The organism is Parasphingorhabdus sp. (assembly GCF_039982395.1).
Taxonomy (GTDB): Bacteria; Pseudomonadota; Alphaproteobacteria; order Sphingomonadales; family Sphingomonadaceae; genus Parasphingorhabdus.
This window is the reverse complement of sequence record NZ_JBDWYO010000001.1, coordinates 97,558-120,672: the sequence shown is the minus strand read 5'-3', so window position 1 is coordinate 120,672 and position 23,115 is coordinate 97,558. Positions and strand designations below refer to the sequence as shown.

Annotated in this window: 23 protein-coding genes; 11 read left to right on the top strand and 12 right to left on the bottom strand. The window is 53.8% G+C overall.

Translation table 11 applies throughout. From position 1 onward, the window contains the following. The gene (locus ABJV08_RS00590) at nt 1-402 is read left to right on the top strand and encodes a cupin (RefSeq protein ID WP_348040163.1); all 402 of its coding nucleotides are present in this window, start codon (nt 1-3) and stop codon (nt 400-402) included. Nucleotides 403-408: 6 nt separating this feature from the next. Here the strand turns inward: ABJV08_RS00590 and ABJV08_RS00585 are convergent, their stop codons facing one another. The 3 genes from ABJV08_RS00585 to ABJV08_RS00575 form a co-directional block, all read right to left on the bottom strand. Beyond that, nucleotides 409-1,203 carry an enoyl-CoA hydratase-related protein gene (locus ABJV08_RS00585; protein WP_348040161.1) on the bottom strand — a complete coding sequence of 265 codons (795 nt, stop codon included), beginning with the start codon at nt 1,201-1,203 and terminating at the stop codon, nt 409-411. 5 nt (nt 1,204-1,208) lie between these two features. After that, complete coding sequence (locus ABJV08_RS00580; RefSeq protein WP_348040159.1) at nt 1,209-2,408, bottom strand: aminotransferase class I/II-fold pyridoxal phosphate-dependent enzyme; 1,200 nt, start codon at nt 2,406-2,408, stop codon at nt 1,209-1,211. 102 nt (nt 2,409-2,510) lie between these two features. Further along, entirely contained in the window at nt 2,511-2,756 is a 246-nt protein-coding gene (locus tag ABJV08_RS00575; protein ID WP_348040157.1) for an acyl carrier protein, read from the bottom strand. Nucleotides 2,757-2,935: 179 nt separating this feature from the next. Between ABJV08_RS00575 and ABJV08_RS00570 the strand changes: the two genes are divergently transcribed. Continuing rightward, the gene (locus ABJV08_RS00570; RefSeq protein WP_348040155.1) at nt 2,936-3,454 is read left to right on the top strand and encodes a Pycsar system effector family protein; all 519 of its coding nucleotides are present in this window, start codon (nt 2,936-2,938) and stop codon (nt 3,452-3,454) included. A gap of 6 nt (nt 3,455-3,460) precedes the next feature. Here ABJV08_RS00570 and ABJV08_RS00565 read toward each other — a convergent pair whose 3' ends face one another. The 5 genes from ABJV08_RS00565 to ABJV08_RS00545 all read right to left on the bottom strand — a co-directional run bounded on the left by ABJV08_RS00565 (nt 3,461) and on the right by ABJV08_RS00545 (nt 8,759). Further along, nucleotides 3,461-4,393: an NAD-dependent epimerase/dehydratase family protein gene (locus ABJV08_RS00565; RefSeq protein WP_348040153.1), complete on the bottom strand. Its 933-nt coding sequence runs from the start codon at nt 4,391-4,393 to the stop codon at nt 3,461-3,463. A gap of 5 nt (nt 4,394-4,398) precedes the next feature. Next, complete coding sequence (proB, locus tag ABJV08_RS00560; protein ID WP_348040151.1) at nt 4,399-5,508, bottom strand: glutamate 5-kinase; 1,110 nt, start codon at nt 5,506-5,508, stop codon at nt 4,399-4,401. Further along, nucleotides 5,505-6,569, bottom strand: a complete 1,065-nt coding sequence (obgE, locus tag ABJV08_RS00555; protein WP_348040149.1) for a GTPase ObgE — start codon at nt 6,567-6,569, stop codon at nt 5,505-5,507. The genes proB and obgE overlap by 4 nt, the downstream gene beginning before the upstream one ends. An 89-nt stretch (nt 6,570-6,658) precedes the next feature. Next, the gene (locus tag ABJV08_RS00550) at nt 6,659-7,414 is read right to left on the bottom strand and encodes a glucose 1-dehydrogenase (RefSeq protein WP_348040147.1); all 756 of its coding nucleotides are present in this window, start codon (nt 7,412-7,414) and stop codon (nt 6,659-6,661) included. 43 nt (nt 7,415-7,457) lie between these two features. Next, complete coding sequence (locus ABJV08_RS00545) at nt 7,458-8,759, bottom strand: SRPBCC family protein (protein ID WP_348040145.1); 1,302 nt, start codon at nt 8,757-8,759, stop codon at nt 7,458-7,460. Nucleotides 8,760-9,111: 352 nt separating this feature from the next. Between ABJV08_RS00545 and ABJV08_RS00540 the strand changes: the two genes are divergently transcribed. The 3 genes from ABJV08_RS00540 (at nt 9,112) to ABJV08_RS00530 (ending at nt 11,382) form a co-directional block, all read left to right on the top strand. Next, the gene (locus ABJV08_RS00540) at nt 9,112-9,585 is read left to right on the top strand and encodes a hypothetical protein (RefSeq protein WP_348040143.1); all 474 of its coding nucleotides are present in this window, start codon (nt 9,112-9,114) and stop codon (nt 9,583-9,585) included. 144 nt (nt 9,586-9,729) lie between these two features. Next, on the top strand, nt 9,730-10,890 hold the full coding sequence (locus ABJV08_RS00535) for a Xaa-Pro peptidase family protein (RefSeq protein WP_348040141.1): 1,161 nt from the start codon (nt 9,730-9,732) through the stop codon (nt 10,888-10,890). A gap of 171 nt (nt 10,891-11,061) precedes the next feature. After that, nucleotides 11,062-11,382: a DUF6481 family protein gene (locus tag ABJV08_RS00530; RefSeq protein ID WP_348040139.1), complete on the top strand. Its 321-nt coding sequence runs from the start codon at nt 11,062-11,064 to the stop codon at nt 11,380-11,382. 66 nt (nt 11,383-11,448) lie between these two features. Here the strand turns inward: ABJV08_RS00530 and ABJV08_RS00525 are convergent, their stop codons facing one another. Beyond that, complete coding sequence (locus tag ABJV08_RS00525; RefSeq protein WP_348040137.1) at nt 11,449-13,587, bottom strand: molybdopterin-dependent oxidoreductase; 2,139 nt, start codon at nt 13,585-13,587, stop codon at nt 11,449-11,451. A gap of 129 nt (nt 13,588-13,716) precedes the next feature. After that, the gene (gene ppc / locus ABJV08_RS00520) at nt 13,717-16,404 is read right to left on the bottom strand and encodes a phosphoenolpyruvate carboxylase (RefSeq protein WP_348040135.1); all 2,688 of its coding nucleotides are present in this window, start codon (nt 16,402-16,404) and stop codon (nt 13,717-13,719) included. A gap of 110 nt (nt 16,405-16,514) precedes the next feature. On the opposite strand from ppc, the gene ABJV08_RS00515 reads away from it, so the two are divergent. Beyond that, entirely contained in the window at nt 16,515-17,231 is a 717-nt protein-coding gene (locus ABJV08_RS00515) for a CPBP family intramembrane glutamic endopeptidase (protein ID WP_348040133.1), read from the top strand. A gap of 17 nt (nt 17,232-17,248) precedes the next feature. On the opposite strand, the gene ABJV08_RS00510 is transcribed toward ABJV08_RS00515, so the two are convergent. After that, on the bottom strand, nt 17,249-17,815 hold the full coding sequence (locus tag ABJV08_RS00510) for an HNH endonuclease (RefSeq protein ID WP_348040131.1): 567 nt from the start codon (nt 17,813-17,815) through the stop codon (nt 17,249-17,251). An 86-nt stretch (nt 17,816-17,901) separates the two neighbouring features. Here ABJV08_RS00510 and gluQRS point away from each other — a divergent pair, with 86 nt between their 5' ends. From gluQRS to egtD, 5 genes are all read left to right on the top strand, one after another. After that, nucleotides 17,902-18,792 (top strand): tRNA glutamyl-Q(34) synthetase GluQRS, encoded by an 891-nt coding sequence (gene gluQRS, locus ABJV08_RS00505; RefSeq protein ID WP_348040129.1) that lies wholly within the window; start codon nt 17,902-17,904, stop codon nt 18,790-18,792. Nucleotides 18,793-18,802: 10 nt separating this feature from the next. Continuing rightward, complete coding sequence (locus ABJV08_RS00500) at nt 18,803-19,033, top strand: HIG1 domain-containing protein (RefSeq protein ID WP_348040127.1); 231 nt, start codon at nt 18,803-18,805, stop codon at nt 19,031-19,033. Nucleotides 19,034-19,045: 12 nt separating this feature from the next. Continuing rightward, entirely contained in the window at nt 19,046-19,624 is a 579-nt protein-coding gene (locus tag ABJV08_RS00495; RefSeq protein WP_348040125.1) for a cob(I)yrinic acid a,c-diamide adenosyltransferase, read from the top strand. A gap of 212 nt (nt 19,625-19,836) precedes the next feature. After that, the gene (egtB, locus tag ABJV08_RS00490; RefSeq protein WP_348040123.1) at nt 19,837-20,970 is read left to right on the top strand and encodes an ergothioneine biosynthesis protein EgtB; all 1,134 of its coding nucleotides are present in this window, start codon (nt 19,837-19,839) and stop codon (nt 20,968-20,970) included. Between the two features lie 18 nt (nt 20,971-20,988). After that, nucleotides 20,989-21,948: an L-histidine N(alpha)-methyltransferase gene (gene egtD, locus ABJV08_RS00485; RefSeq protein WP_348040121.1), complete on the top strand. Its 960-nt coding sequence runs from the start codon at nt 20,989-20,991 to the stop codon at nt 21,946-21,948. 3 nt (nt 21,949-21,951) lie between these two features. Here egtD and ABJV08_RS00480 read toward each other — a convergent pair whose 3' ends face one another. After that, nucleotides 21,952-23,043: a DUF1176 domain-containing protein gene (locus tag ABJV08_RS00480; RefSeq protein ID WP_348040119.1), complete on the bottom strand. Its 1,092-nt coding sequence runs from the start codon at nt 23,041-23,043 to the stop codon at nt 21,952-21,954. Nucleotides 23,044-23,115 lie beyond the last annotated feature (72 nt).

Below are 23,115 nucleotides of genomic sequence, written 5' to 3'. Positions count from 1 at the left end.
TTGAGCATGTCGCATCGCCTGGATAAAAATCCGATCCATTTGGGTCTTGGGGCAACTGCAGAGGTTGAGCCCATAATGACCGGCGAGATGGAATGGTATGCAGGCTATGGTGCGCGCCACGGCAGCGATGGTCCAGAGGGCCGGCTGGTCTCCATGTACACGTTCACGGAAAGTTGGGACGTCTGGGAAATGCATCCGAAAGGTACAGAGGTGGTCCTGTGCACGGCGGGAGAGATGACCTTGGTTCAGGAAATGCCGGATCGGTCAGAACTGCTCACGAAACTGACAGCGGGAGAATATGTAATCAACGCGCCGGGTGTCTGGCACACGGCTGATGTAGAGGAAACCGCTACGGCTGTTTTTATCACGGCAGGCGAAGGTACCGACCATCGCCAGCGGTAGTCGCGTTCACCGATCCTTGTAATCCGGCTTGCGCTTAGCAAAAAATGCCTTGGCGGCTTCGCGGCTGTCTTCGGTCATCGATAGCATCACTTGTTGCCGGTCTTCGATCGCGAGCGCCGCTTCGAAACTCTGGGCATCGATATTGCGGTTCAGCGCATCCTTTGACAGGCGCAGCCCCATCGGTGCGGTATCGAGCATTTCTTCGGCCAGCGACAGGCCGGTTGAGAGCAGCTTATCCTCGTCCACCACCTCGCTGATCAAGCCATGTTGCTCGGCCCGTTCGGCGTGGATGAAACGTCCGGTCAGGATCAGCTCTGACGCGATGGAAGCACCGACCATGCGTGGCAGAAAATAGCTCGAACCCATATCACAGCCTCCCAGGCCGATTTTGATATAGGCCGCATTCATTTTCAGGCTGGGCGCGCCAAAACGGACATCGCTGGCGAGTAACAACGAAAAGCCACCACCGCAGGCCGCGCCTTGCGCCAGCGCGATGATCGGTTGTGGGCATTGCCGCATGAGCTGCATAACCGTGGCAATGGAGCGCTGGGTCCGCCAGACATGCTGGATTTGTCCTTGTGAACCATCATTCTTCCAGCCGCCGATATCGAGGCCCGCGCAAAAGGCACGACCTTCGGCGCGGAAGAGGATCACCCGCACGTCATGACGTTTTTGCAGGCCACGAAAATAATCCTGCAGCGCGAAGATCATATCCTCGTTCATCGTGTTGAGCTTGTCGGGACGGTTGAGCGTCAATATCTCGATCGCGCCGCGTTGTTCGATGAGGATGGAGCTGGTCATGACTGTTAGATCGCCCCAACAGCTTTCCCAGCCGCTTCAAACATACCCAATATCTGGTCGACTTGTTCGCTCGTATGTTCTGCACAGAGTGAGCAGCGTAGCAGGGTCATATTCGCTGGGGTCGCGGGGGGTCTGGCCAGGTTTACATATAGCCCTTCCGCTAGAAGTGCCTGCCACATCATCGCGCCTTTTTCCAAATCGGGCATGATCACTGCGATGATCGCGCTTTGTGCTTCGGGCGTTCCAAGCGTGAAACCGAGATCGCGCAGGCCTTTGTGGAGCTTCTTGCTATTTTCCCACAAATGCGCGCGCTTGTTGCCGCTGTGCATGAGTTTGCGGATCGATGTACTCGCGGTTGCCATGACGCTGGGCGGCAGGCTGGCGGTGAAAACATAAGGGCGGCAAACCAGCCGCATGATTTCGAATTTCGGGTGGTTGGAGACGCAGAATCCGCCGACCGTGCCGACGCTTTTGCTGAACGTACCGATGATGAAATCGACATCATCAATCACGCCCTGATCTTCGCAAACACCGCGGCCATTGTCGCCGATGAAGCCCATGGAGTGGGCTTCGTCGACCAACACCATGGCGCCGTTTTCCTTGCAGATGCGGACCATTTCTTTGAGCGGGGCGACATCGCCCAGCATCGAATAGACACCTTCTAGAACGACCAGTTTTCCGGCTTCCGCTGGCAGGCGTTTGAGCCGCTTTTCCAGCGCTTCGATATCATTGTGGCGAAAGGCTACGATTTCGGCATTGCCCATTGCACAGCCGTCGTAAATCGAAGCATGGCTATCGATGTCGAGGATCACATAATCCCCTTTGCCAGCCAGCGTGGCGATAATCCCCAGATTGGCTTGATAGCCAGTCGAAAAGACCATCGCATGATCCATGTCGTAAAATTCTTTGAGCGCATCTTCGCAATCGCGGTGCAGACTATAGGTACCATTGAGCACACGGCTGCCGGTGGTGCCGGACCCGAATTCTTTCAACGCATTCAAACCGGCCTCTTGAACATCGTCATCGAACGTCATGCCCATGTAATTATAGGTGCCAAGAAGAATGGTTTCCTTGCCATTGCAAACCGCAACGGTTGGAGACAGCACTTCCTCCATCACCAACGAGAACGGATCTTTCACGCCGGTAGCCAGAAGATTCTCGCGCTCCTGAATGAGCGGATCATATTTTGATAATAGGTCGGTCATTTTTTCTCATCTCGTGTCCCGGACGTGATCCGAAACCCAGGGCGTAACATGGCGATGTTCGCGCATGTATTCCTGGGCACCGCACCAGGTAAGGGGCGTTTCCTAGTTTTCCATCAACTTCGCAACGGCGTCGGCAAGCTGACCCACAGTTTCGATTTCAGCCTGCATGTTCATGGTGATGATGATATCAAATTCATCTTCCACGGCGGCGACAAAGTCCATTACCGTCAGGCTGTCCCATTCCAGATCGTTCTGGAAAGTGGTTTTGTCCGCCAGCGCGACGCCCTTGTTGTTGAACGGTCCGATCAGTTCGCTGACCTTTGCCATGATTTCTTCGCGATTTGCCATAAATTGCTTCCCTAGTGTCACTGGCCAAATGGCCTTTTCTGACCTTTGCCAATGGATACGCCCCATTGGCAAGCGAATAAGGCGCAAAAGCGGCATAATGCGCGCCTTGTCTTGTTCGAACGCATGGATTCTGCCACTCTTCTGCCGCATCGCATTTTATCATTTCGGGGAGTAGTTTCATGGACGATGGCAACAAATGGCCAGACGAGGTTGTTTATGCGCTTGGCACGACCCAGCGGCATCATGTGCAATTGAGCGTTATGGCCGACAATAAGGCCAATATGTTGATTGGGGCTACCTTTGTCGTTTTTACATTGGCCATTGGTCAAAGTCAGGCCGGAAACATGTCGTTGCCGCTTCTCATTCTGGCTGTTTCGGCATTTTTGTCCGCCTGTTTGGCGGCTTTGGCGGTAATGCCTTCTGTCACGCCTCAGAAAAATAGCGCCCCTAACATGTTGTTTTTCGGTGGGTTCTCGTCACTGACAGAGGATGAGTTTGTTGATCAACTGCTACAGCGAGAATTGCTCAGCCAGGAATCCACTTATCGCGCTATGTTGCGTGATATTTATCAGATGGGCGTGATCCTAAAGCGCAAGAAATATCGCTTTCTGGGCTGGGCTTATCGGGTGTTTTTGATTGGTTTGACCTTGACCTTCATAACGTCTGTTTATGAGCAACTAACCGGACCGATTATGTAAAGCCGGTTACAGCCAGTCATTTTGGCGATACCATTTGGCAGTTTCTTTCAGGCCGTTGCGGGTTTCGATCTGTGGATGCCACAATTGCGATGGCAGGCGTTTCTGTGGATCAATAGTCCAGTCATCATGACAGAAATAATTCACCCGGTCTTCGGTAAGCTTGGCTTTGTCGCGACGCACCAGACGATCTGCCTTGGCACCAAGGCGCAATAGCGATTTGGGCAGGCCGATGGTGGAAACCCGTTTTCCAATCGCCGAGCCTATGGCTTTGGCGAAACTGTCCTGTGTCCATCCTTCCGGTTTGCCGTCATCTACTTCGAATATCTGAGCGGTCAGATCTTCGTCTTCCGGCAATAGTGAAAGCAGCGCACGACATAAATCCTGGACGTGGATGACAGATAAGCGACCATCTGCGTCGGGCGGCAGCGTGACAATTCCAAATCTTGCCATCTTGAACAGTTCCAGAAATTCGCCATCGCCGGGACCATATACGGCGGGCGGACGGAGGATCGTCCAGTCGAGGCCACTGGCGGCGACAATTTTTTCGGCGGTTGCTTTGGTATCTCCGTAGATGGACAGATCTGGCTCGGTCGCAGCAAGAGAGGAGACATGAATGAACCGCTTGGCACCGGCGTGTTTGGCGGCTTCTACAACGGCGAGTGTGCCTGCAACATTGCCCGCCTCAAACCCGGCTCTGTCGGGTGCGTTGACCACGCCGGCAATGTGCAAGACGACATCGGCACCGTCGCACAAGTCTGCAAGGCTTTGTGCATCGTCCAGCGCACCGCGCACCCAGGTGACGTTGCGGCGATCATCCTGCTTGCGGCGCGTCAGAGCGCGCGCTTCATAGCCATTCCGGATCACGAGATCGAGCATCCGGCCTCCAACAAAGCCGGTCGCACCGGTGATCGCGATTGTCTTGGAAGAGACGCCCGCCATAGTGACTAGACCAACACCATCTGATTGCGATGGACCACGGCGCTACGCGGCGCATAGCCCAACAAGGTTTCCATTTGTGAACTGCGGCATCCAATGATTTTGACGCAATCGATCGAGTCATATTCGACCAGACCGCGAGCGACCTTCAGGCCGTCTACATCCAGGATTTCGACAACATCACTGCGTTCAAAGTCACCGTTGATGGTGACGATGCCGGCCGCCAAAAGGCTGTTGCCGGATTGCAAGGCTTCGACTGCACCAGAATCGACCGTAATCGTGCCGGCTGACGTGAGCAGTCCGCTCAGCCATGCCTTGTGGGCATTGATGCCATCGCCGGCCTTGAACAAGGTGCCGATATCGGTGCGCGCATAGCGCTCTAGGGGATGGTCTTCTTTGCCCGAGATGATCGACATTTCGATTCCGGCAAGATTGGCGATTTTTGCAGCTTCAAGTTTGGAAATCATGCCGCCAGACCCCAGTCCGGAAGACGAGCTGCCATCTGCCATAGCCATGATATTGTCATCGACCAGATCAACTGTGCCGATTAGCTGCTCTTTGTTTGTGCTGTCGGGTCTGCGGTCATAGAGACCGTCAATATCCGAGAGCAACATGACATGATCGGCCGTCGCGGCTTGGCCAACCCGGGCTGCGAGTCGGTCATTGTCCCCAAAGCGGATCTCGTCAGTAGCAACGCTATCATTCTCATTGATCACCGGAACGGCGCGATGCTCCAGCAGGGTTTCTAGTGTAGCCGCGACATTCAGATAGCGTTTGCGCCCTTCCATATCACCCAGCGTCAGCAGCATTTGCGCTGCGGCAATATCATGTTCTGCTAACAGTTCTGACCAAAGACCGCTGAGCGCGATCTGGCCGATCGAAGCTGCGGCTTGAGCATCTGCCAAACTGGTGCGACTGGTCTTTCTGAGGCCTAGTTTCCGAGCGCCTAGAGCAATCGACCCTGATGAGACAATGATGATGTTATGGCCGGCCTGATGGCGTTTTGCGATATCCGCAACCAGAGTCTTCAGCCATGCTTTGCGGGGTCGCCCATCCTCTCCCACGAGCAGGGATGACCCTACTTTAACGACAATAACACCCGCGTCTGTATCGTTCACAATGGGGACCAGGTTTTGGTTGCTTCCTCTTCACCCGGTGCAATGGTCGGCTGGTCTTTTTGCTCGATTGAGCTGTTCTCGCCAACGGCTTCCAGCACTTTATTGAGCGCGGCCTCGAGACCATCGCCCGTTGCGCCAGACACCGGAAGAACATGTTCTGCACCGGCTGCACGTAATTGTTCGGAGATATCCGACATCAACTCATCATCCAGAAGGTCCGCTTTGTTAAGCGCCAGTATCTGGGGTTTCTCAGCAAGGCCGCCGCCATATTTTTCCAGCTCTTTGCTCACGGTTTTCCAGGCATTAACGGGATCATCGCCGGTTGCATCGACAAGGTGAAGTAATATTCTGCACCGTTCGATGTGGCCAAGGAAACGGTCGCCAATGCCCGCGCCGTCTGCCGCTCCTTCGATCAATCCGGGAATGTCAGCCAGCACGAATTCGCGGCTTTTATGCCGAACCACGCCCAGTTGCGGATGGATAGTGGTGAACGGATAAGCACCGACCTTGGCGCTAGCGTTGGTGACTTTGTTGATCAGCGTTGATTTGCCTGCGTTGGGCAGGCCGACAAGCCCTGCATCGGCAATTAGCTTGAGCCGCAACCAGAGGGCCGCTTCTTCGCCGATTTCGCCGGGCTGGTGCTGACGCGGCGCGCGGTTTGTCGAGCTCTTGTAGCTGGCATTGCCGCGTCCGCCGATGCCGCCCTCCAGAAATGTCACGCGCTGACCTTCCTGTGTGAAATCGAGCAGCACTTGCTCCTTGTCTTCCGACAATATCTGAGTGCCCACGGGTACTTTGATGATCAGATCATCGCCGCCTGCGCCGGTTTTGTTGCGTCCTGCGCCCCCTTTGCCGCGCGGGGCTTTGAAATGCTGGGCATAGCGAAAGTCAATCAGCGTGTTGAGGCCTTCAACCGCCAGAAAGACAATATCACCGCCTTTGCCGCCATTGCCGCCGTCAGGACCACCATATTGAATATATTTTTCACGCCGGAATCCGACAGCGCCAGGCCCGCCCTGACCCGAGCTTACGTATATTTTGGCTTGATCCAAGAAATGCATGGGTCAGCATTTAGGGATTTGGTGCGGGAAAGGCTAGGCTTTGCTGCAATATAACGACATTGCCGGATTTCGGGGGTCGAATGGGCAGCCTAAATGCTCAAACCTCCATCAACCGCGAAGGCAGCGCCAGTGGCGAATTTGCTCTCGTTTGACGCAAGATAAACGACCAAATGGGCGATATCATCGGGCTCTCCCATATGGCCAACCGGCTGGGCAAGTTTGAACGATTCCTCGGTTTCTGCAGGGTTTGGCGTTCCATCAATCACGCTGCGGACATTGGGAGTCATGATCGTTCCAGGTAACACGGCATTGACCCGGACGCCGTTTTTCTCCCGGGCGCAGTAGAGCGCGATAGATTTGGTGAGCATGGGAATTGCGGCTTTCGCACTATTATAGGCGACAAGGTCGGCGCTGGCATTGATCGCAGCAGCGGAAGACAAATTGATGATTGAACCACCGGTTTTGCTCATCAAGGGCAGCGCCGTTTTGCACCCTAGGAATATCGAGTCGACATCGACGGTGTAACAGCGCTTGAAATCTTCATAGCTGACATCCGCGATCGATCCGAAGACCGTAACAGCAGCATTGTTCACCAGAACATCCAGTCGGCCATATTCTGCCTCGACATGCGCGATAACGGTGCCCCATCCATCGGGGTCCGTGACATCCTGCTCCAAAAATGCTGCGTTGGCGCCCAATTCTGCGGCGGTCGCCGCTCCGGCTTCGGGATTGTGATCGGTGATCAGAACGCGGGCGCCTTCTTCGATCAGTCGCTGTGCCGCGGCTTTGCCCAGCCCCATTGCGCCGCCGGTCACCACTATGACCTTATCCTTTACCCGTCCCATGATATTCTCCCGATTGCTGGTGTTTTGCGGCGGTGCCTTGCGGCTATTCCGCTGCCTCCATCTGTTCCATTTCAGCGACCCGGGGGTCATTGGGGTAGACCCAATTCTCGCCGATCACTTGTGCCACGGCGAGATGCTCCGGCACGCGATTGAGTCCGATCATCTTGTCGCAAGTCTGGTGGAAGCTATAAATTCTAGCCTCTTGGTAGCTAAGCGGCACGCTTTTGAAACCATCGCTTTCCATCGACTTCTGGATCATCTCCCCGAATTGCGTGTCTTCCAATATGATCGGGGACATGTCGCGGCCATTGGGCTTGCTGCCATCCGGCACGGTCCAGAGATCCGGCGCAGGGCCATCGCCCCAGTCCATTGCCATGGTCACCAGTTCGATCCGTGTGGTGTTCAGCGACGTCGGCCAGAATATCAGCGGTGGCACGAAATAATTGCTTAGCGGCGAAACCCAATTGGGGAACATCGTGTAGCTTTGGGTGCAGGTCTTGCCGAATTCACCGACGCCTTCAATTTCTTGCCAATTGGGCGGGCTATCGATGGCACGGACATGCTCTCGGTCTGTCTGCTGCGGTGCTGGTGCGAGCATCCGGGCGTGGCCATTGGGGTAGATCGTGTTCACATTGCGCTGGGCATCGACCAGAGGGGCGACCGTGTCGGGATGGATGAAGGGCACGTGATAGACCTCCATATTGGCCTCCATCGCGACCTTCCAGTTGCACTTCAGGTCAAAGCTATGGCGCGCGGCCAGCTTGATTTTGTCGAAGCGGAATTCCTTCCATTCCTCCCAGACCGGTCCAAGCCATTCTTTGAGCGGCATCGCATCTTCGTCAAAATTCACGAATATCAAATTGCCCAGCATCTCGCATTTTACCGGGATCAGGCTTCGGCAACTCAGGTCGAAATCTGGCGGAAAATCCTGCTTGTCGGTCACGCCAACCAAGCTGCCATCGGTTTTGTAAGTCCAATTGTGATAGCCGCACATCAAGCGCGGTGCCTTGCCTTTTTCTTCGGTGACGACTGGCGCACCGCGATGGCGGCAGGTATTGTAAAAGGCCCGCATTTCGCCATCCATGCCGTGTACGATGATGATCGGATCACCAACCTGTTCCCATTTCATGAAGCAGCCGGGCTCTGGCACTTCATCAATATGCGCGGCGAAGAGCCAGCTTTTCTTCCACAGATATTGCTGCTCGAGATCGTAATATTCTTGAGAAGTGTAACGGCCTGCCGGCATGTCGGGCAGTTTTGGAAAGTCGCTGGGCGGCGCTTTCCGTGAAGCTTCCCAATCCATCAGACGTTTCATCTGATCGATATAGCCTTGCGTCATGGGCATGGTTTTTTCCTCTTCCTGAGACGGGAAAGACCCGATCCATGCGCGAAAGTCGATTGGCAAATATGATAGATCGACAGCGATGATATCGGCGCATCGGGCAGGCTTGCTGGATGAACGGTCGGAAAATTTTGCCTAGCAAATTTGCAGCTGTTCTAACCTGTACCCAGGGACATTCCTCTGAATTGACAGGATAATTGCATTCTGCTTGGTCGATATGGACAGATTATTTTCTAGATCAGAACGCTTCGACTGTGCTTCTGTCATTTTGAGGAGTTTCGCAGTGCAACATAACTGGCCTGTCTTCGCGGTAACGAGCTTTCTGCTGTTTTCTTGCAGTGAGGGAGGAGAGAATATGTCTTCTAGGGAACCACTAGAATCCAATGCGGTGATCGTGCCAAGCGATCGACCGCATCAGGACAAGCCGAAATCAGCGGAGCCAGAGCTCGTAAAAAAGCCGAAAGCCAAGTTAGAAGTTCAGGTTCTTCCCGAGAAATTTCACGGGGTGTGGACGGAAAATTTGTCTTCATGCGGGCCTGATATTCGGGACTTCGACGACACGGTGTTGACCGTGTCGGGCAGGGAACTTCTCTTCTGGGAATCTATCCACAACCTGCAGTCGATCGTGCGAAATGGTCCGGGGGATGTATCTGTCGTGACCGCGGCAATGGGTGAAGGCGAGGCCTGGCGCGGAGAATTTCAAATGATTTTGTCCGAAGATGGCGACACGCTTTCCATTGCTAGCGAAGGTTCTTCGTTTGACAGATTTCGATGTTCCCCTGTTCTAATGGCACCTGAGAAAAGCCTGGAAGACGGGCAAGAGGAATAGCAGAGAAACCATCAGAAAATTGAGAGGACAGTCTCTTCCTGAGGCGCTAGAAAAGCAAAGTTAGGCATCGGTCAAATATCTGATTTTGCCAGATGCTCAACGCCAGTATCTTGGCGACTATTTCGCATTATGGAGTTTCGAGCTATGGCGATATTATCGCACCCACCGCGGATCGGCAATGCTGAGCGGGACCAACGATTGGTCAATTTGCGCCATTCTATGAACGAGGGCAATCTTGATGCGGTCATTGTCACGCCGGGCAGCAATATGCGCTATTTCTTCGGCGAAGCCTTTTACGAAAGCGAACGGTTTGTCGGTGCGCTGATCACCGGCGACAGCATCATATTTATCTGCCCGAAATTCGAAGACACGGCTGTGATCGCGAAATTGCCCATGGCGTTGGAAATGGCTTATTGGGAGGAGCATGAAAGCCCCTTCGCGCTCATCGCCTCCCTGTTTTCGGATCATGGGGTCAGGCGATGTGCGCTGGATGCCAATTGTTCTTATGGACATGCTGCAAGGTTGTTCGATGCTCTGTCGCAGTTAGAGAATCCGATCGCCTATGGTTCCGCGGCCACTATCTTTACGACGTTGAGAGCCGCAAAATCACCGCAAGAAATTGATTTGATGCTAGCCGCAAAACAACTGACACTTGATGTACATGCGACGATTTTCGGCTGGATCCAGCCGGGGATGAAGGCCAGTGCAGTGATCGCTGAAATTGATCGTCTGCACCGGGCTGGCGGCGCTGACAATGGCAACAGTTTTTGTGCAGTGCAATTTGGCGAAGCGACGTCACATCCGCATGGTGTCCCTGGCGATCCAGCGCTGCAGGCAGGCGAATTGATCCTGATCGATACCGGTTGCACTATCGATGGTTATAATTCCGATATTACCCGCACCTATGCTTTGTCCAAAATGGACCGTGAGATCGAGGCCCTATGGCACTTGGAGAAAGAAGCGCAGCAAGCAGCATTTGACTGTGCTGCTATCGGCACAGCATGCGAAGCCGTGGACAAAGCCGCACGTGATGTGTTGATCCGTCACGGGCTCGGACCGGATTACGAGTTGCCGGGGCTTCCCCACCGCACCGGCCATGGCATCGGCCTAGATATCCATGAAGGCCCGTATTTGGTGAAAGGTGATGAGACGCCGCTTACAGTGGGCATGTGTTTTTCCAACGAACCGATGATCGTGGTGCCGGGCAGGTTTGGCATTCGATTGGAAGACCATTTCCATATAACCCCAACAGGTCCGAAATGGTTCACCCTGCCTCAGAATGATTTGTATCAGCCGTTTGGATAGGGTTTCTCTTGCCGGATCAGCGGCAAATATTGCAGCAATGGCCCCTCGTTAAAATCCAGCAAGATTGCATAAACATTGCCCGACGGCTCTAACCGCTGTACGGGTGGCATCGCTTTTCGGAAAGATCCGATGGTTAAACCTCATCGGACAATCAAGGAATTATAAACTCAAATGCCGCCATTTTCACAACCGAGCTTTCAAGAACGCACCCAGATGGCAGCCAAAGCCAAGCAGGCTGCCCTCAAGAAATTGAAGGCAAAGCCGCCGCTCAGCCCTGAAGTCATTGCTGAGCGCAAGGCGGCCCAACTGGCCCGAGAAGAAAAGCAGGCCGCCGCCCGCGAGAAAAAGCGGGCCGCATTCGAGCAATTGAAAGCGGAGCGGAAAGCCGCGAAAGAACAAGCCAAGCCGAAGCTCGCGCTGGGCCTAACCGAAGCCGAGAAGAAGGCCGCCCGTGACGAGCGTTACGCAAAACGGAAAAGGCGCAAAAAATAGCATCGACCCGATGGGCGAGAGCAAAGGACGACATACGCCCTTTGCTCCGACAATAGTTTTCCTGCTTTAAGCAGCGCTAACTTTCACAGGTATCGCGCTTTGCATTGCTTGGCCGGTGATCGGATCCAGATGATCATTGTCGACGATCAGCCGGTTGGTTGACCCACCTTTTGTCATCACATCATCCTTGCCGGCTTCACTATCACCAAAAGCATGACTCATTGATATAACGCCGGGTCGGATTTTGTCATCTGCTTGGGCCAGTCCGAAAATAGAGGCTGTCGGGGACGTGATTTCGATGATTGCACCATCTTCAATGCCAGCTGCGGCCAAATCAGCCGGGTTGAAAAAGGCCGGATTGGTAGGCATTTTTTCTACCAGCTTCGGAAAGGGATGGCCGTTGCTGTTGTAGCGATGCTTCGAACGTCGCGATATCAGACGGAAATCAAATCCACTGTCCACCGGATCATTGGCTGCATAATCTAGCAACTCGCTTGGCATTGCTCCGGCATTCAAATCAAATTTTTCTTCCGCATCTGTGTCGGCTGGTCCGATAACCGGATGCAACTCCTCATAGGTCATCGCCGCGCCCGTTTTCTCTTGCGCGGCAGCATCTGCCTTGGCTTTGCTTGGTTTGAGCAGAGAGCCTTCGGTAATCAGGTCGAGGATCGTCGCTTTGTCGGGGCAAGCATCCATCGAAGCCGCACCGCCAGGGAAGTTCATTTCAATGCCCATATGTTTGGCAAGCCACCAAAGCATTTCATATTCGTCCATCGTGTCGCCGGGTGGCGGTACCATGGCTTCGGTATAATGGGCATAAGCTTCCTCGGTGAAAGCATCGGAGACATTGTTGATGTCTTCGCGTTCCAAGCACATGCTGGGGGCGAGAATGATGTCCGCACGTTTTGCACTCGCCGACATCCAGGGGTCAACCTGAATGAACAGTTCGCACTCATCCAGCGCACGGCGGACTTTCTGTTGATCGGGAAAGGCAATTTCCGGATTCCCACCGATCGAAATGAGAACCTTGATCTGGCCTTCGCCGGGGGTCAGGATTTCATCAGCCAACACGTTGCACGGCATTTCCTTGCCCAGATGGCCGAGGCCACGGATACGGGATTTGGGAAATCCTTCGCCAAAAGTTGGCATTTTGGGCGCGACTTGCGCCTTTTTGGGCATTCCGCTGAGGGGATTGAAAACCATCGGAGCGGAAACTTTGTCGCCTTCCTGATTGAAGCGCGCGCACAAGATATTGAGTGAGGCGACCAGATATTCCGTCAGCGTGCCATTGCCAGCCATTTCCGGGCCAGTTCCGGTTACCACGCGGCCTTTGTTGGCGCCTGCAAACATGCGGGCGGCCTTGATTAATTCATCCTTGTCAACGCCGGCGCGTTTTGCGGCGACATCCGGCGTCATCGGTTTGACCGCAGCTTGCAGCTCTTCGACGCCATCGACATGGGCCGCGACGAAATTCTGGTCGAACAGTTTCTCTTCGAAAATCACATTGAGCATGCCAGCCAACAGGGCAGGGTCTTCGCCCGGTTTCACTGGCAGATAGACGTCGGCCAATTTGCCCATTTCGCTGACCCGTGGATCTGCGACGATGACTTTTAAGCCACGGTCCTTTGCATCCCGAATGCCACGAGACGGAGATGCCGTTGGCATGCCGCCGGAATAGTGGGAAACGATCGGATTGTTGCCGACAAACATCGCGACATCGGAATCGGCAAAGGCGTTACCGCCGCCCATCCACATACCATAGCGCGCGGTGGTGAAGACCTTGGCAGGCTGATCGACGGTCACGCTGGTGAACCAGTTTCGCGTACCGACGCCCTGGGCAAAGGCATAGGATGTGCCCAACACGGCGCTATTTTGAAAAGCATTGGTGCCGCAATAAACAGCGACGCTATGCGGGCCATGCTCTTCGACAAGAGCCTTCATCTGAGCACCAGCCAGTGCTAGCGCATCAGCGGTCGAGATGTCCTTGAAGCTACCGTCGGGCTGACGAATCTTGCTGGTGATCATCCGGTCGGGGAGATTGTGCATGTCAGGAAGCTGACGGCCTTTGATGCATGTATAGCCGTTGAACATATGATTTTCTTTGTCGCCGCGCACGGCAACAATCTTGTCATCCTCAACATCCACCAGCATCGCGCAGCTGGCGTGGCAAAAACGACAAAAACTACGTTTGGTATCAACAGCCATGAATCTCTCCTATTTGAGGAGAAACCTAGGCTTAGCTGAGATGGTAGGCGACTGACAAAAATGGTCGTAAAAACGCTCTTCCGGCGGAAAGTTCTTTGACCAGCATTGTCGATCGGCAATCGCTCAAACTTAGCCGCTATTGCGCAATGCGGTTGCGATGGCGTTGAGTGACAATTGGATGCCTTCGCCAATACGCGGATCATCTTCTCCGGCACGCAGCCGTTTCATCAACTCGATCTGAAGATGGTTGAGTGGTTCGATGTACGGGAGACGCAATTCGATGCTGTTGAACAAGGACGGATTTTTTGCCAGCAGATGGGGTTGGTCGGTGATCTCGAGCAAGATGTCGCGTGTCTGATACCAGCTGGAACGGATGCGCTCGAAAAATGCCTGGCCCATGGCTTGGTCTTCGACAAGTTCGGCATAGCGGGCAGCGATGCCCATGTCGGACTTGGCCAGAACCATTTCCATATTTGAAAGTGATGCTTGAAAAAATGGCCAAGTTTGAGCCATTTCCTTGAGCTTGGACTTATCATCAAAAGCTGTCAGTGCTTGTCCTACGCCGTACCAGCCCGGCAGCATCACGCGTGCTTGTGCCCAGCTGAATACCCACGGGATAGCGCGCAAATCTTCGATCTTGTCGCTTTTTGTCCGGCTGGCGGGGCGCGAGCCGATCTTGAGTTTCGCGATTTCGGTCAGCGGAGTCATTTGCCGGAAAAAGGTTCGGAAACTATCATCACCATAAACGAGATCGCGATATTCTGTGAACGCAACTTGTGAGATCTGGTCCATGGCTGGCGCGAAATCGGCCTGAACTTTGGTGTTCGTTTGATCCGGCTCCAGTGAAGCGATCAGGACCGCCGATGTCATAGCTTCCAGATTGGCTTCGGCGCCAGCGACCGTACCATATTTTGCCGCGATCACTTCCCCTTGTTCGGTGATGCGGATTCGGCCAGCGACCGTGCCCTTGGGCTGGGCTTTGATAGCACCGAAGGCCGAGCCTCCGCCCCGTCCCACAGCCCCGCCGCGTCCATGGAAAAGCTGCATTTTGATCCCAGAATCTGCAAATATGGGGGTTAGCGCGTCGCTCGCCTTGAACAGGCTCCATGTCGACGTCAGATAGCCGCCATCCTTATTGCTATCGGAATAGCCGATCATCACTTCCTGATGACCGCGACCCTTCGCGAGTGCATGCATCTCCGGAATTGCGAAGAAATCGGTCATCACGTCCGGGGCATTTTCAAGATCGGCAACGGTTTCGAACAAAGGCACGGCCATAACCGGGCAGGAAGGCGCCGACGTATTGTCGATTGGAGCGTGATAGAGACCAGTTTCCATCAAGAGGACATAGACTTCCAAAATATCGGAAACGCTTTCGCCGTTGCTGATATTATAGTTGGTTATGACCTCGGGGCCATATTTACGATGGGCTTCCGCGGCCGCGCGAATGATCGACAGTTCTTTTGCCGTTTCTTCGCTATAGGATATCCACGGGCTGGCGAGCGGCCGGTTGTTGCCAAGTTCTGCGCGCAGCAGTTTCACCCGATCCGTTTCATCCAAAGCCAGATAATCTGGTTCGACGCCGGCTTGCTTGAGTAGCTCGGCAACCACCCGTTCGTGCACTTTGCTGTTCTGGCGCATATCGAGCGTAGCGAGATGAAACCCGAAGAGCTCGACCGTACGGATTAATCGCCCGAGCGCACCCGATGTAGCGAAAACACCTTTGCCAGCTGACTTGAGGCCGTGTGCCAATATGACAAGCTCTTCGCGCAATTGCTGGGGATTGTCATAAGCTTTGGCTGCAATAGGAGATGGGCGCCCCGGGACATGACCGCAGAGTTTGAGGTGTGTTGCGGATAGTCTTGCATAGATTCCCGACAGCGCGCGACGATAAGGTTCGTCTTTGCGGCTGAGAGCATCATCACCGCTGGTTTCGGCGAGTGCCAATACTGCTTCAGGCACTTCGGTGAGCTCGGTCGAGATAGAAAGTTCAGCGCCGAGTGCATGGATGCGCATCAGATAATAGCCGACAACCGTTTCGGCAGCGCGTGAAAGCGCCTCCTCCATAGCATCTGCATCGACAAAGGGATTGCCGTCCCGATCGCCGCCGATCCAGCTGTTGAGCTTGAGGAAACTGGGAAGACGCGCGCCCAACTCCCGTTCCCATTTGGCATAGAGTCTAGGCAGGACAGGTAGGAACACGTCTTTCATATAGCTTTGTGAAATCTGAACTTCGTCGGTGACAAACAGCCGCTCACGGCGGAGCGGACGGGTTTGCCAAAGCAATGCGATCTGGCGCATGATAGCAGCGTCAAGCACATCGCCTTGCGGTGTTTCTGTTTCTCCCGCATCCTTCATCAACAAAAGTTCGGCAATATGTGACTTGTGATCGATAATGCTTTTGCGCCGGACCTCGGTCGGGTGGGCGGTGAGCACAGGTGCAATCAGCGCCTCATCAAGCAGGCTCAGGATCGCGTCGCGATCAACCCCTTCACTCGCGAGCAACTCGATGGCTTCAACCACGGTGGCACCTTTTTCGGCTGCAACCCCTTGCCGATCCTCGGCGAGATTGGCGAGCAATGAAAACAGCATGAACCCGCGCACGAAAGCGAGTGTTTCGTCGAGTGACAGCGCGTCAAGTCCGGGGTCTATGGCATCGGCATCCGCTAGGCCGCGATGGCGATCGACACTGGTCGAACGAATATATTCGGTGCGTTTGTATAATTCCTCTCCACCATAAGAGCGGATCACATCGCCGAGCAATTTGCCGAGATATTTGATGTCAGGGTTTTGGCGAACGGTCAGAGATTCTGTCATGCGGTTCTGCTGCACTGCAACAGAGTTTGCGTCAAGAAAATCTGGGACCTTGTGATAATAACTTCTAGTGTTATATTCAGATAATACACTTAATGTGAGGACAAGGTCCGATGTCAGGCAACGCAAATTCCGGCACTAGCCGAGCAAAACGGAAAAAGCTGATTGATTCTGGCGCATTGTTGGACTTGCTGATTATCCTGGCGGTGCTGGTGGTGGTCAAACAATCGGTCTTGCTGTTTAGTTATCTATACGCTGGCCCCGCATCGACTGTCTCGGCGATGGTGGTTGCCACCATCCTGCTGCGCCGGAGAGGCTTGGGGTGGAAAGATCTTGGGTTTCGCTGGCCCGAAAACTGGTTGAAAACCATGGGCCTGACATTGCTTTCGATGGCCGCCTTCATAGTGGCCACGCAGACGATGCAGTTGTTCGCTGACGCATTTTTCGAAGATGTCGGTATGAGCGGGCGTTTTGACCATATCGAAGGTAATTTGATAGCCTATATCGGTATCATGCTGTTGGTCTGGACGCACGGTTCCTTTTTTGAAGAACTGCTGTTTCGTGCTTTCATTATTGACCGAACCAGCGCAACTTTTGGTGGTGGCTTGAAGGCCGACATTGCCGCGGCGTTATTGTCCTCGATATTCTTCGGCTATCGGCACTATTATTATCAGGGCATGCACGGAGCCTTAATCACCGGAGCGGGCGGTTTTGCTTTTGCTCTCTTCTATCTTTGGTTTGGGCGTAAAAACGTCATGCCCCTGATTTTCGCTCACGGGATTTTCAACAGTCTGGGCCAGACCTTCCGTTTCCTCGGGATCGAGGACTAGGAAAGCTGAGGAAGCGCTTAGTTCTCGAGTTCGATATCCCAATATAACCAGTCGTGCCAAGTGTCGTGCAAGAAATTGGGCGGGAAGGCCCGGCCGTGCTCCTGCAGATGCCAGCTGGTTGGTTTGATGGGACGATTGGCGAGCTGCATATGGGCCTCCTTGGGCGTTCGGCCACCTTTTTTGAGGTTGCAGGGCAGGCAAGCTGTCGCAACATTCTCCCAAGTTGTGCGCCCTTTCTGGCGACGTGGAACCACATGATCAAAGGTTAGATTGTCAGGCGATCCGCAATATTGGCATTCAAACTTGTCTCGCAAGAACAGGTTGAAGCGGGTGAAGGCTGGATATTCCGATGGTTTGATATATTTTTTGAGCGCAATCACCGAAGGAATCTTCATATCCAGATTCGGGCTATGCACTTCGCGCTCATAGCTTGATACGATATCCACCCGGTCCAGAAACACCGCTTTGATTGCTGTTTGCCAAGGCCACAGGCTCAGCGGATAGTAAGAGAGCGGTGTGTAATCTGCATTGAGGACAAGCGAAGGACAGCTTTCGGGATGCCGAAGCAGGTCGGGGTGATACATAAGCACGGTCTCCCTTGGCCTTTACTGTCCGCTCTTTATGCCTAAGAACGTGACATGACTATTACACAAAGAACAATATCCGTCTCATGACGTCAAGTGTGCAGTTGAATCGAGATATTGTAGTGCGTTTCGCCCCTAGCCCCAATGGATTGTTGCATTTGGGTCACGCCTATGCGGCGATGATAGCGCATGACTTCGCCCGGGAAAGGGGCGGCCTTCTTCTTCTTCGGATAGAAGATATTGATAGCGCACGCGCGCGGCCCGAATTTGTAGAAGCGATATTGGCTGATTTGCGATGGCTTGGTTTGGATTGGGACGGTGAAGTTATTTTCCAGTCAGACCGTTTGGAAAGCTATGCCGAAGCCGTGGAGCGGCTGAAGGATATAGGGTTGCTTTACCGCTGTTTCTGTACCCGGACCAGTATGCGGCGCGCCCAGGAATCTGGGTCGCAACCGGAAGGGCCAGATGGGCCCATATATTCCGGCACCTGCCGTCATTTGGATGCAGATATCTCCTTTGATCGATCGCAAGCAGAGCCACATAGTTGGCGCCTCGATGTCGCAAAAGCCCATGCCTTGACCGGTCCTCTTGAATGGCTGGACAAAATACATGGCCAGCAAGTGGCTTGTCCGGAAAATCTCGGCGATGTTGTGATCGTGCCCAAGGACACATCCGTTGCCTATCATCTCGCGGTGACGCTAGACGATGCGCGAGATGCGATTACCCATGCCGTGCGTGGTGATGATCTGTTCGCATCCACTCATATCCACCGTCTGCTGCAGGCTCTGTTGGGTTTGCCTACACCGACATATTTCCATCATCCATTGTTGTTCGATAGCAGCGGTGCAAAGCTATCGAAAAGCCGGGATTCTGCCTCTTTGTCCGTATTGCGGACAACCGGTCAGAGCGGCTATCAACTCGTGCAAGATCTCAGGCGGGGAATCTTCCCAGTTGGAATCTCGCTTTCTACAGCTTAAGGATAAATATATGAGCTATATTTTGATATTGATGATCATCGCAGCGGCTTGCGCCGTTGTCTATGCACTCGCGCGCGGCTTGATTGCTTTCGCCAATATGAAACCGGATGACGTCGACGCAGACGGCATTACGGCGTCGCACAAAAAGCAGAATGAAATGATGTTTGCTCGCGTCAAATATCAAGCGATCGCGATTGTTCTTGTGGTGATATTGTTGGCGGTAGCGGGCGGCCAAAGCTAGGCGGCTGCTTTCATGGTCAAACTCAACAAAATTTACACCAAGACCGGCGATGATGGCACGACCGGTTTGGTCGACGGGTCACGCATTGCCAAAAATGATGCCCGGATGGCCGCTATTGGTGATGTGGACGAATTAAACAGTTTTCTCGGTTCTGCAATTTGCGAAATCACTGATGACAGACTCGTAAAAACATTGCGGGTCATCCAGAACGATCTCTTCGATCTGGGTGCAGATTTGGCAACTCCGGCAAAAGAAGGGGACGATTTCGCCCCGTCAGAGATGGTTCTCCGTGTCGTTCCGGCGCAGGTTGATCGTCTGGAAACGGAAATCGACGCGTCCAATGCTGACTTGGAGCCTTTGACCAGCTTCATCCTGCCGGGCGGCAGCAAAGCGGCGGCAGCTGTTCATTGTGCGCGCGCCATCGCTCGGCGGACCGAACGAACATGTGTTGCCGCTGCGCAAGAACTGACCATCAATCCTCAAGCCTTGGCCTATATTAATCGGCTTTCCGATTATTTGTTCGTGCTCGGACGGGCGCTGAATGGCGGCGGAAAAGACGATATATTATGGGTGCCAGGGGCTTCCCGCTAAGCCGCAGCAGCGCGACGATTTCTGCCTTTCTGCAACCAAGTGGCGCAAATATGCGCTGTTGACCTCGTCATTGTTCGCTCTATGTTCTAGACAAAAGCCGACAATATACCGGAGTAGGATTGATCGCTAGCCAACCGCAGACCTCGCCTCCGTCATCGCTCGACGAACAAAAGCCTGCTCGGTCAAGTGCGCTTCTGGATCGATTTAGGGAAGTGAGACGCTATTCGGTTGGACTGGCTGATGGTCTGAGCGACGCGGATACGACGGCGCAATCGATGGCCGATGCTTCGCCAACCAAATGGCACTTGGCCCATATCAGCTGGTTTTTTGAAACTTTTCTGCTGCGTGATCATGTTGCGGGCTATCGTCTGTTTGATGAAGCCTACCCTTATTTGTTCAACAGCTATTATGAAGCTGAAGGAGCACGACATGCTCGACCCGACCGAGGTCTGCTAACTCGTCCGTCACTCGCGAATGTGATGGCCTATCGCAGCCATGTCGATGCCGCGATGGTTGAAGCGATCGCGGGTTTTTCCGAACCACTGCTCGATCTGGTTGAGCTTGGTCTACATCATGAACAACAACATCAGGAACTGTTGCTCACGGACATATTGCATCTCTTTTCCCGCAATCCCTTGAAGCCTGCCTATGTTAGCGAGGCTCCGGTTCGCACCACGGATCCAGCAGCATTGCAATGGATCGAAGGCAGTGTTGGTATGCAAAAAATCGGGCATGATGGCCATGGCTTCGCCTTTGACTGTGAAGGCCCGCGTCATGATGTGCTGTTACATCCTCACGCAATAGCCAGTCGTCCGGTCACCAATGGCGAATGGATCGCATTTATCGAGGATGGTGGGTATCGTGACGCCTGTCATTGGTTGTCCGACGGTTGGGCCTGGATACAGCAGGAAGCAATCGACAGGCCTCTTTACTGGAACCAGGCTTCCGATCAGAATTGGAATGAATTTACTTTGGCTGGGGACGTTCGCCTCGACCCTACTGCACCGGTCAAGCATATTAGCCTCTATGAAGCGGATGCCTATGCAACATGGGCTGGCGCCCGTTTGCCGACGGAATCGGAATGGGAAGTAGCCGCAAACTGTGGGCTGCGTGACACCGGAAATGTCTGGGAATGGACCGGCAGTGCCTATCGGCCCTATCCCGGTTTCAAGCCCGCCGACGGTGCAGTTGGTGAGTATAATGGCAAGTTCATGTCGGGACAATCGGTCCTAAAGGGGGGCAGCACCGCTACCCCACCCGGTCATATCCGCCCCAGTTACCGAAATTTCTTCTATCCCCACCAGCGCTGGCAGTTCTGCGGACTGCGGCTTGCTAAAGATCTTTGACGTCAAGGACGAATACCAATGGATATGACCACCACGCTCGTCGACCATACGTTTCGCAAGGACGTAAAGCGTTGTTTTGAAAATCAGACCTATGCGATCCCGGCGCGCTGGCTTTATGATCTACGCGGGTCCGAGCTGTTTGAGGACATTACCGAACTTCCGGAATACTACCCAACCCGCACCGAGACAGCATTGCTCAAAGAGAATGGCAGTGCCTTCGCATCTGCCGTCGGCCCAAAACGAGCGGTGATCGAATTCGGTTCCGGGAGTTCGACCAAAACACCACATTTGCTAAAAGCTATTGATCCTGCTGCCTACGTACCGATAGATATTTCGGGAGAGTTTCTGGAGCATAGCGCATCATTGCTACAACAGGAATTTCCTGACTTGCCCATTCATCCTGTCGAGGCTGATTTCATGAAGCGGGTGGCGCTGCCCGAAGCTGTAGCGGATATGCCGAAACTCGGGTTTTTTCCCGGTTCGACTATTGGCAATATGATTGCCCGTACCTCCGTTGATCTGCTTCGCTTCATGCGGGAGACTCTAGGCGAAGGCGCGCAGCTGCTCATCGGTTTTGACCGGATCAAAGAAGAGCAAATTCTGGTGGATGCCTATGACGATAGCGCTGGCGTGACGGCGCAATTTTCTCTTAACCTGCTGCACCGGATAAATCGCGAACTGGATGGTGACATAGCGGTTGATCAGTTCCGGCATGTGGCCGTCTGGAGCGATATCTATGCGCGCATAGAAATCTATCTCGAAGCCCAATCGGATATGCGCTTTTCCATCGGCGAAAATTTATATGCGCTCAGCAATGGGCAGAGAATCCATATTGAAAACAGCCACAAATACGGTTTGCGCGACGCACGACTGATGCTGCGTGCTGGCGGGTGGACGCCATTGCATGAATGGAGTGATGAGCAAGATTATTTCACGCTCATGCTGGTAGAAGCACATCCCTATAAGCATGCGCCATAGAGCCTATTTGGCTGCCGCTGACGCCTGCTCCAATTTGCGGTATTCGGCGCGCCAGGTGGTTATCCAGTCATAAGCGCCGCGGCATTCATCCATAGCGCTGGCGTCGATCAAGCGAAAGGCCTCGCCATCCCACACGTAGTTTTCGGCGTTGCCACAATCGCCGAGGCCACGTCCTTTGCCATAGCTGCTGAGCGTCTGGTCTTTTTCGTCCCAACCGGCATTGACCAGCAAAGGCAGTCCGCCTTCTCCGCCCCATGAAGGCTGTCGATCAAATTTTGCCGGTGTGAAAGTCCAACCCTCGGAACTGTCTTCACGAAATTCACCGATATAGGGTGCGCTGGAAAAATTATACGCTCCGGAGCCGCATGATATCAGCACCAATGCGCGGTATGTCTGTCCACGTTTGCCGAGCGGATAGGCCTGATCCTCGACTAGTCCATAGCGATCTTCTTTACATTTAGAATCTTCAGCCAGAGCGACTAGAGCACTGGTATCGGGGGCCAGTTTTGCGGCCTCCCATTGATCAACAGTGATGACCGGCACGGTAGAAGGCGAAGGTTTGAACATCTTCTTGCCTTTGGCGACCAGAGCGGTGATGGTTCCTGCTCGATCCTGTTTCTGGTCGATATAGCGTAGCGCTGCTGACGATCCCGCCAAAGAAATCTGAGTGATATTCTCCCCTTCGGGGCCCCGCAGAACCAATTGATTTCCGCTAATAATTGCATTGGCAACTTTCTTGGCGTCCTCGCCGACGATCTCGATAGCATAATCGCCTTGCACAATTGGACCAGTGTCCACCAATTTGCCATCAATCAGCATAGTGTAGCGGTCCATGCTATCGGCTTCGAACAGAAAGCGGATTTTGAAAATATCTTCACTGCCGGCGGTGCGGACAATCTTGATCGGTCCTCCCCAGCCGTCATAGCCGGCTCCGCCTTGGTCAGGGACAAAAGACACGGCTTCGCAATTGGCGCTGTTGTCGCAGCCGGCGGCCCAGTCCTTGAAGGTCCGAATTTCTCCTGGCTGCGGGACCGGCAAAGCGGCAGCAGCGGCGATTGTCGCAAATATTCCAGCGATGAAACTGATAGGGGGCATATTTGCAATCTAGCCAGTTTGGCTGACAATCGCTAGTGGCTTGTTAAATCAAAGCGAACAGCGCGAAAGGCA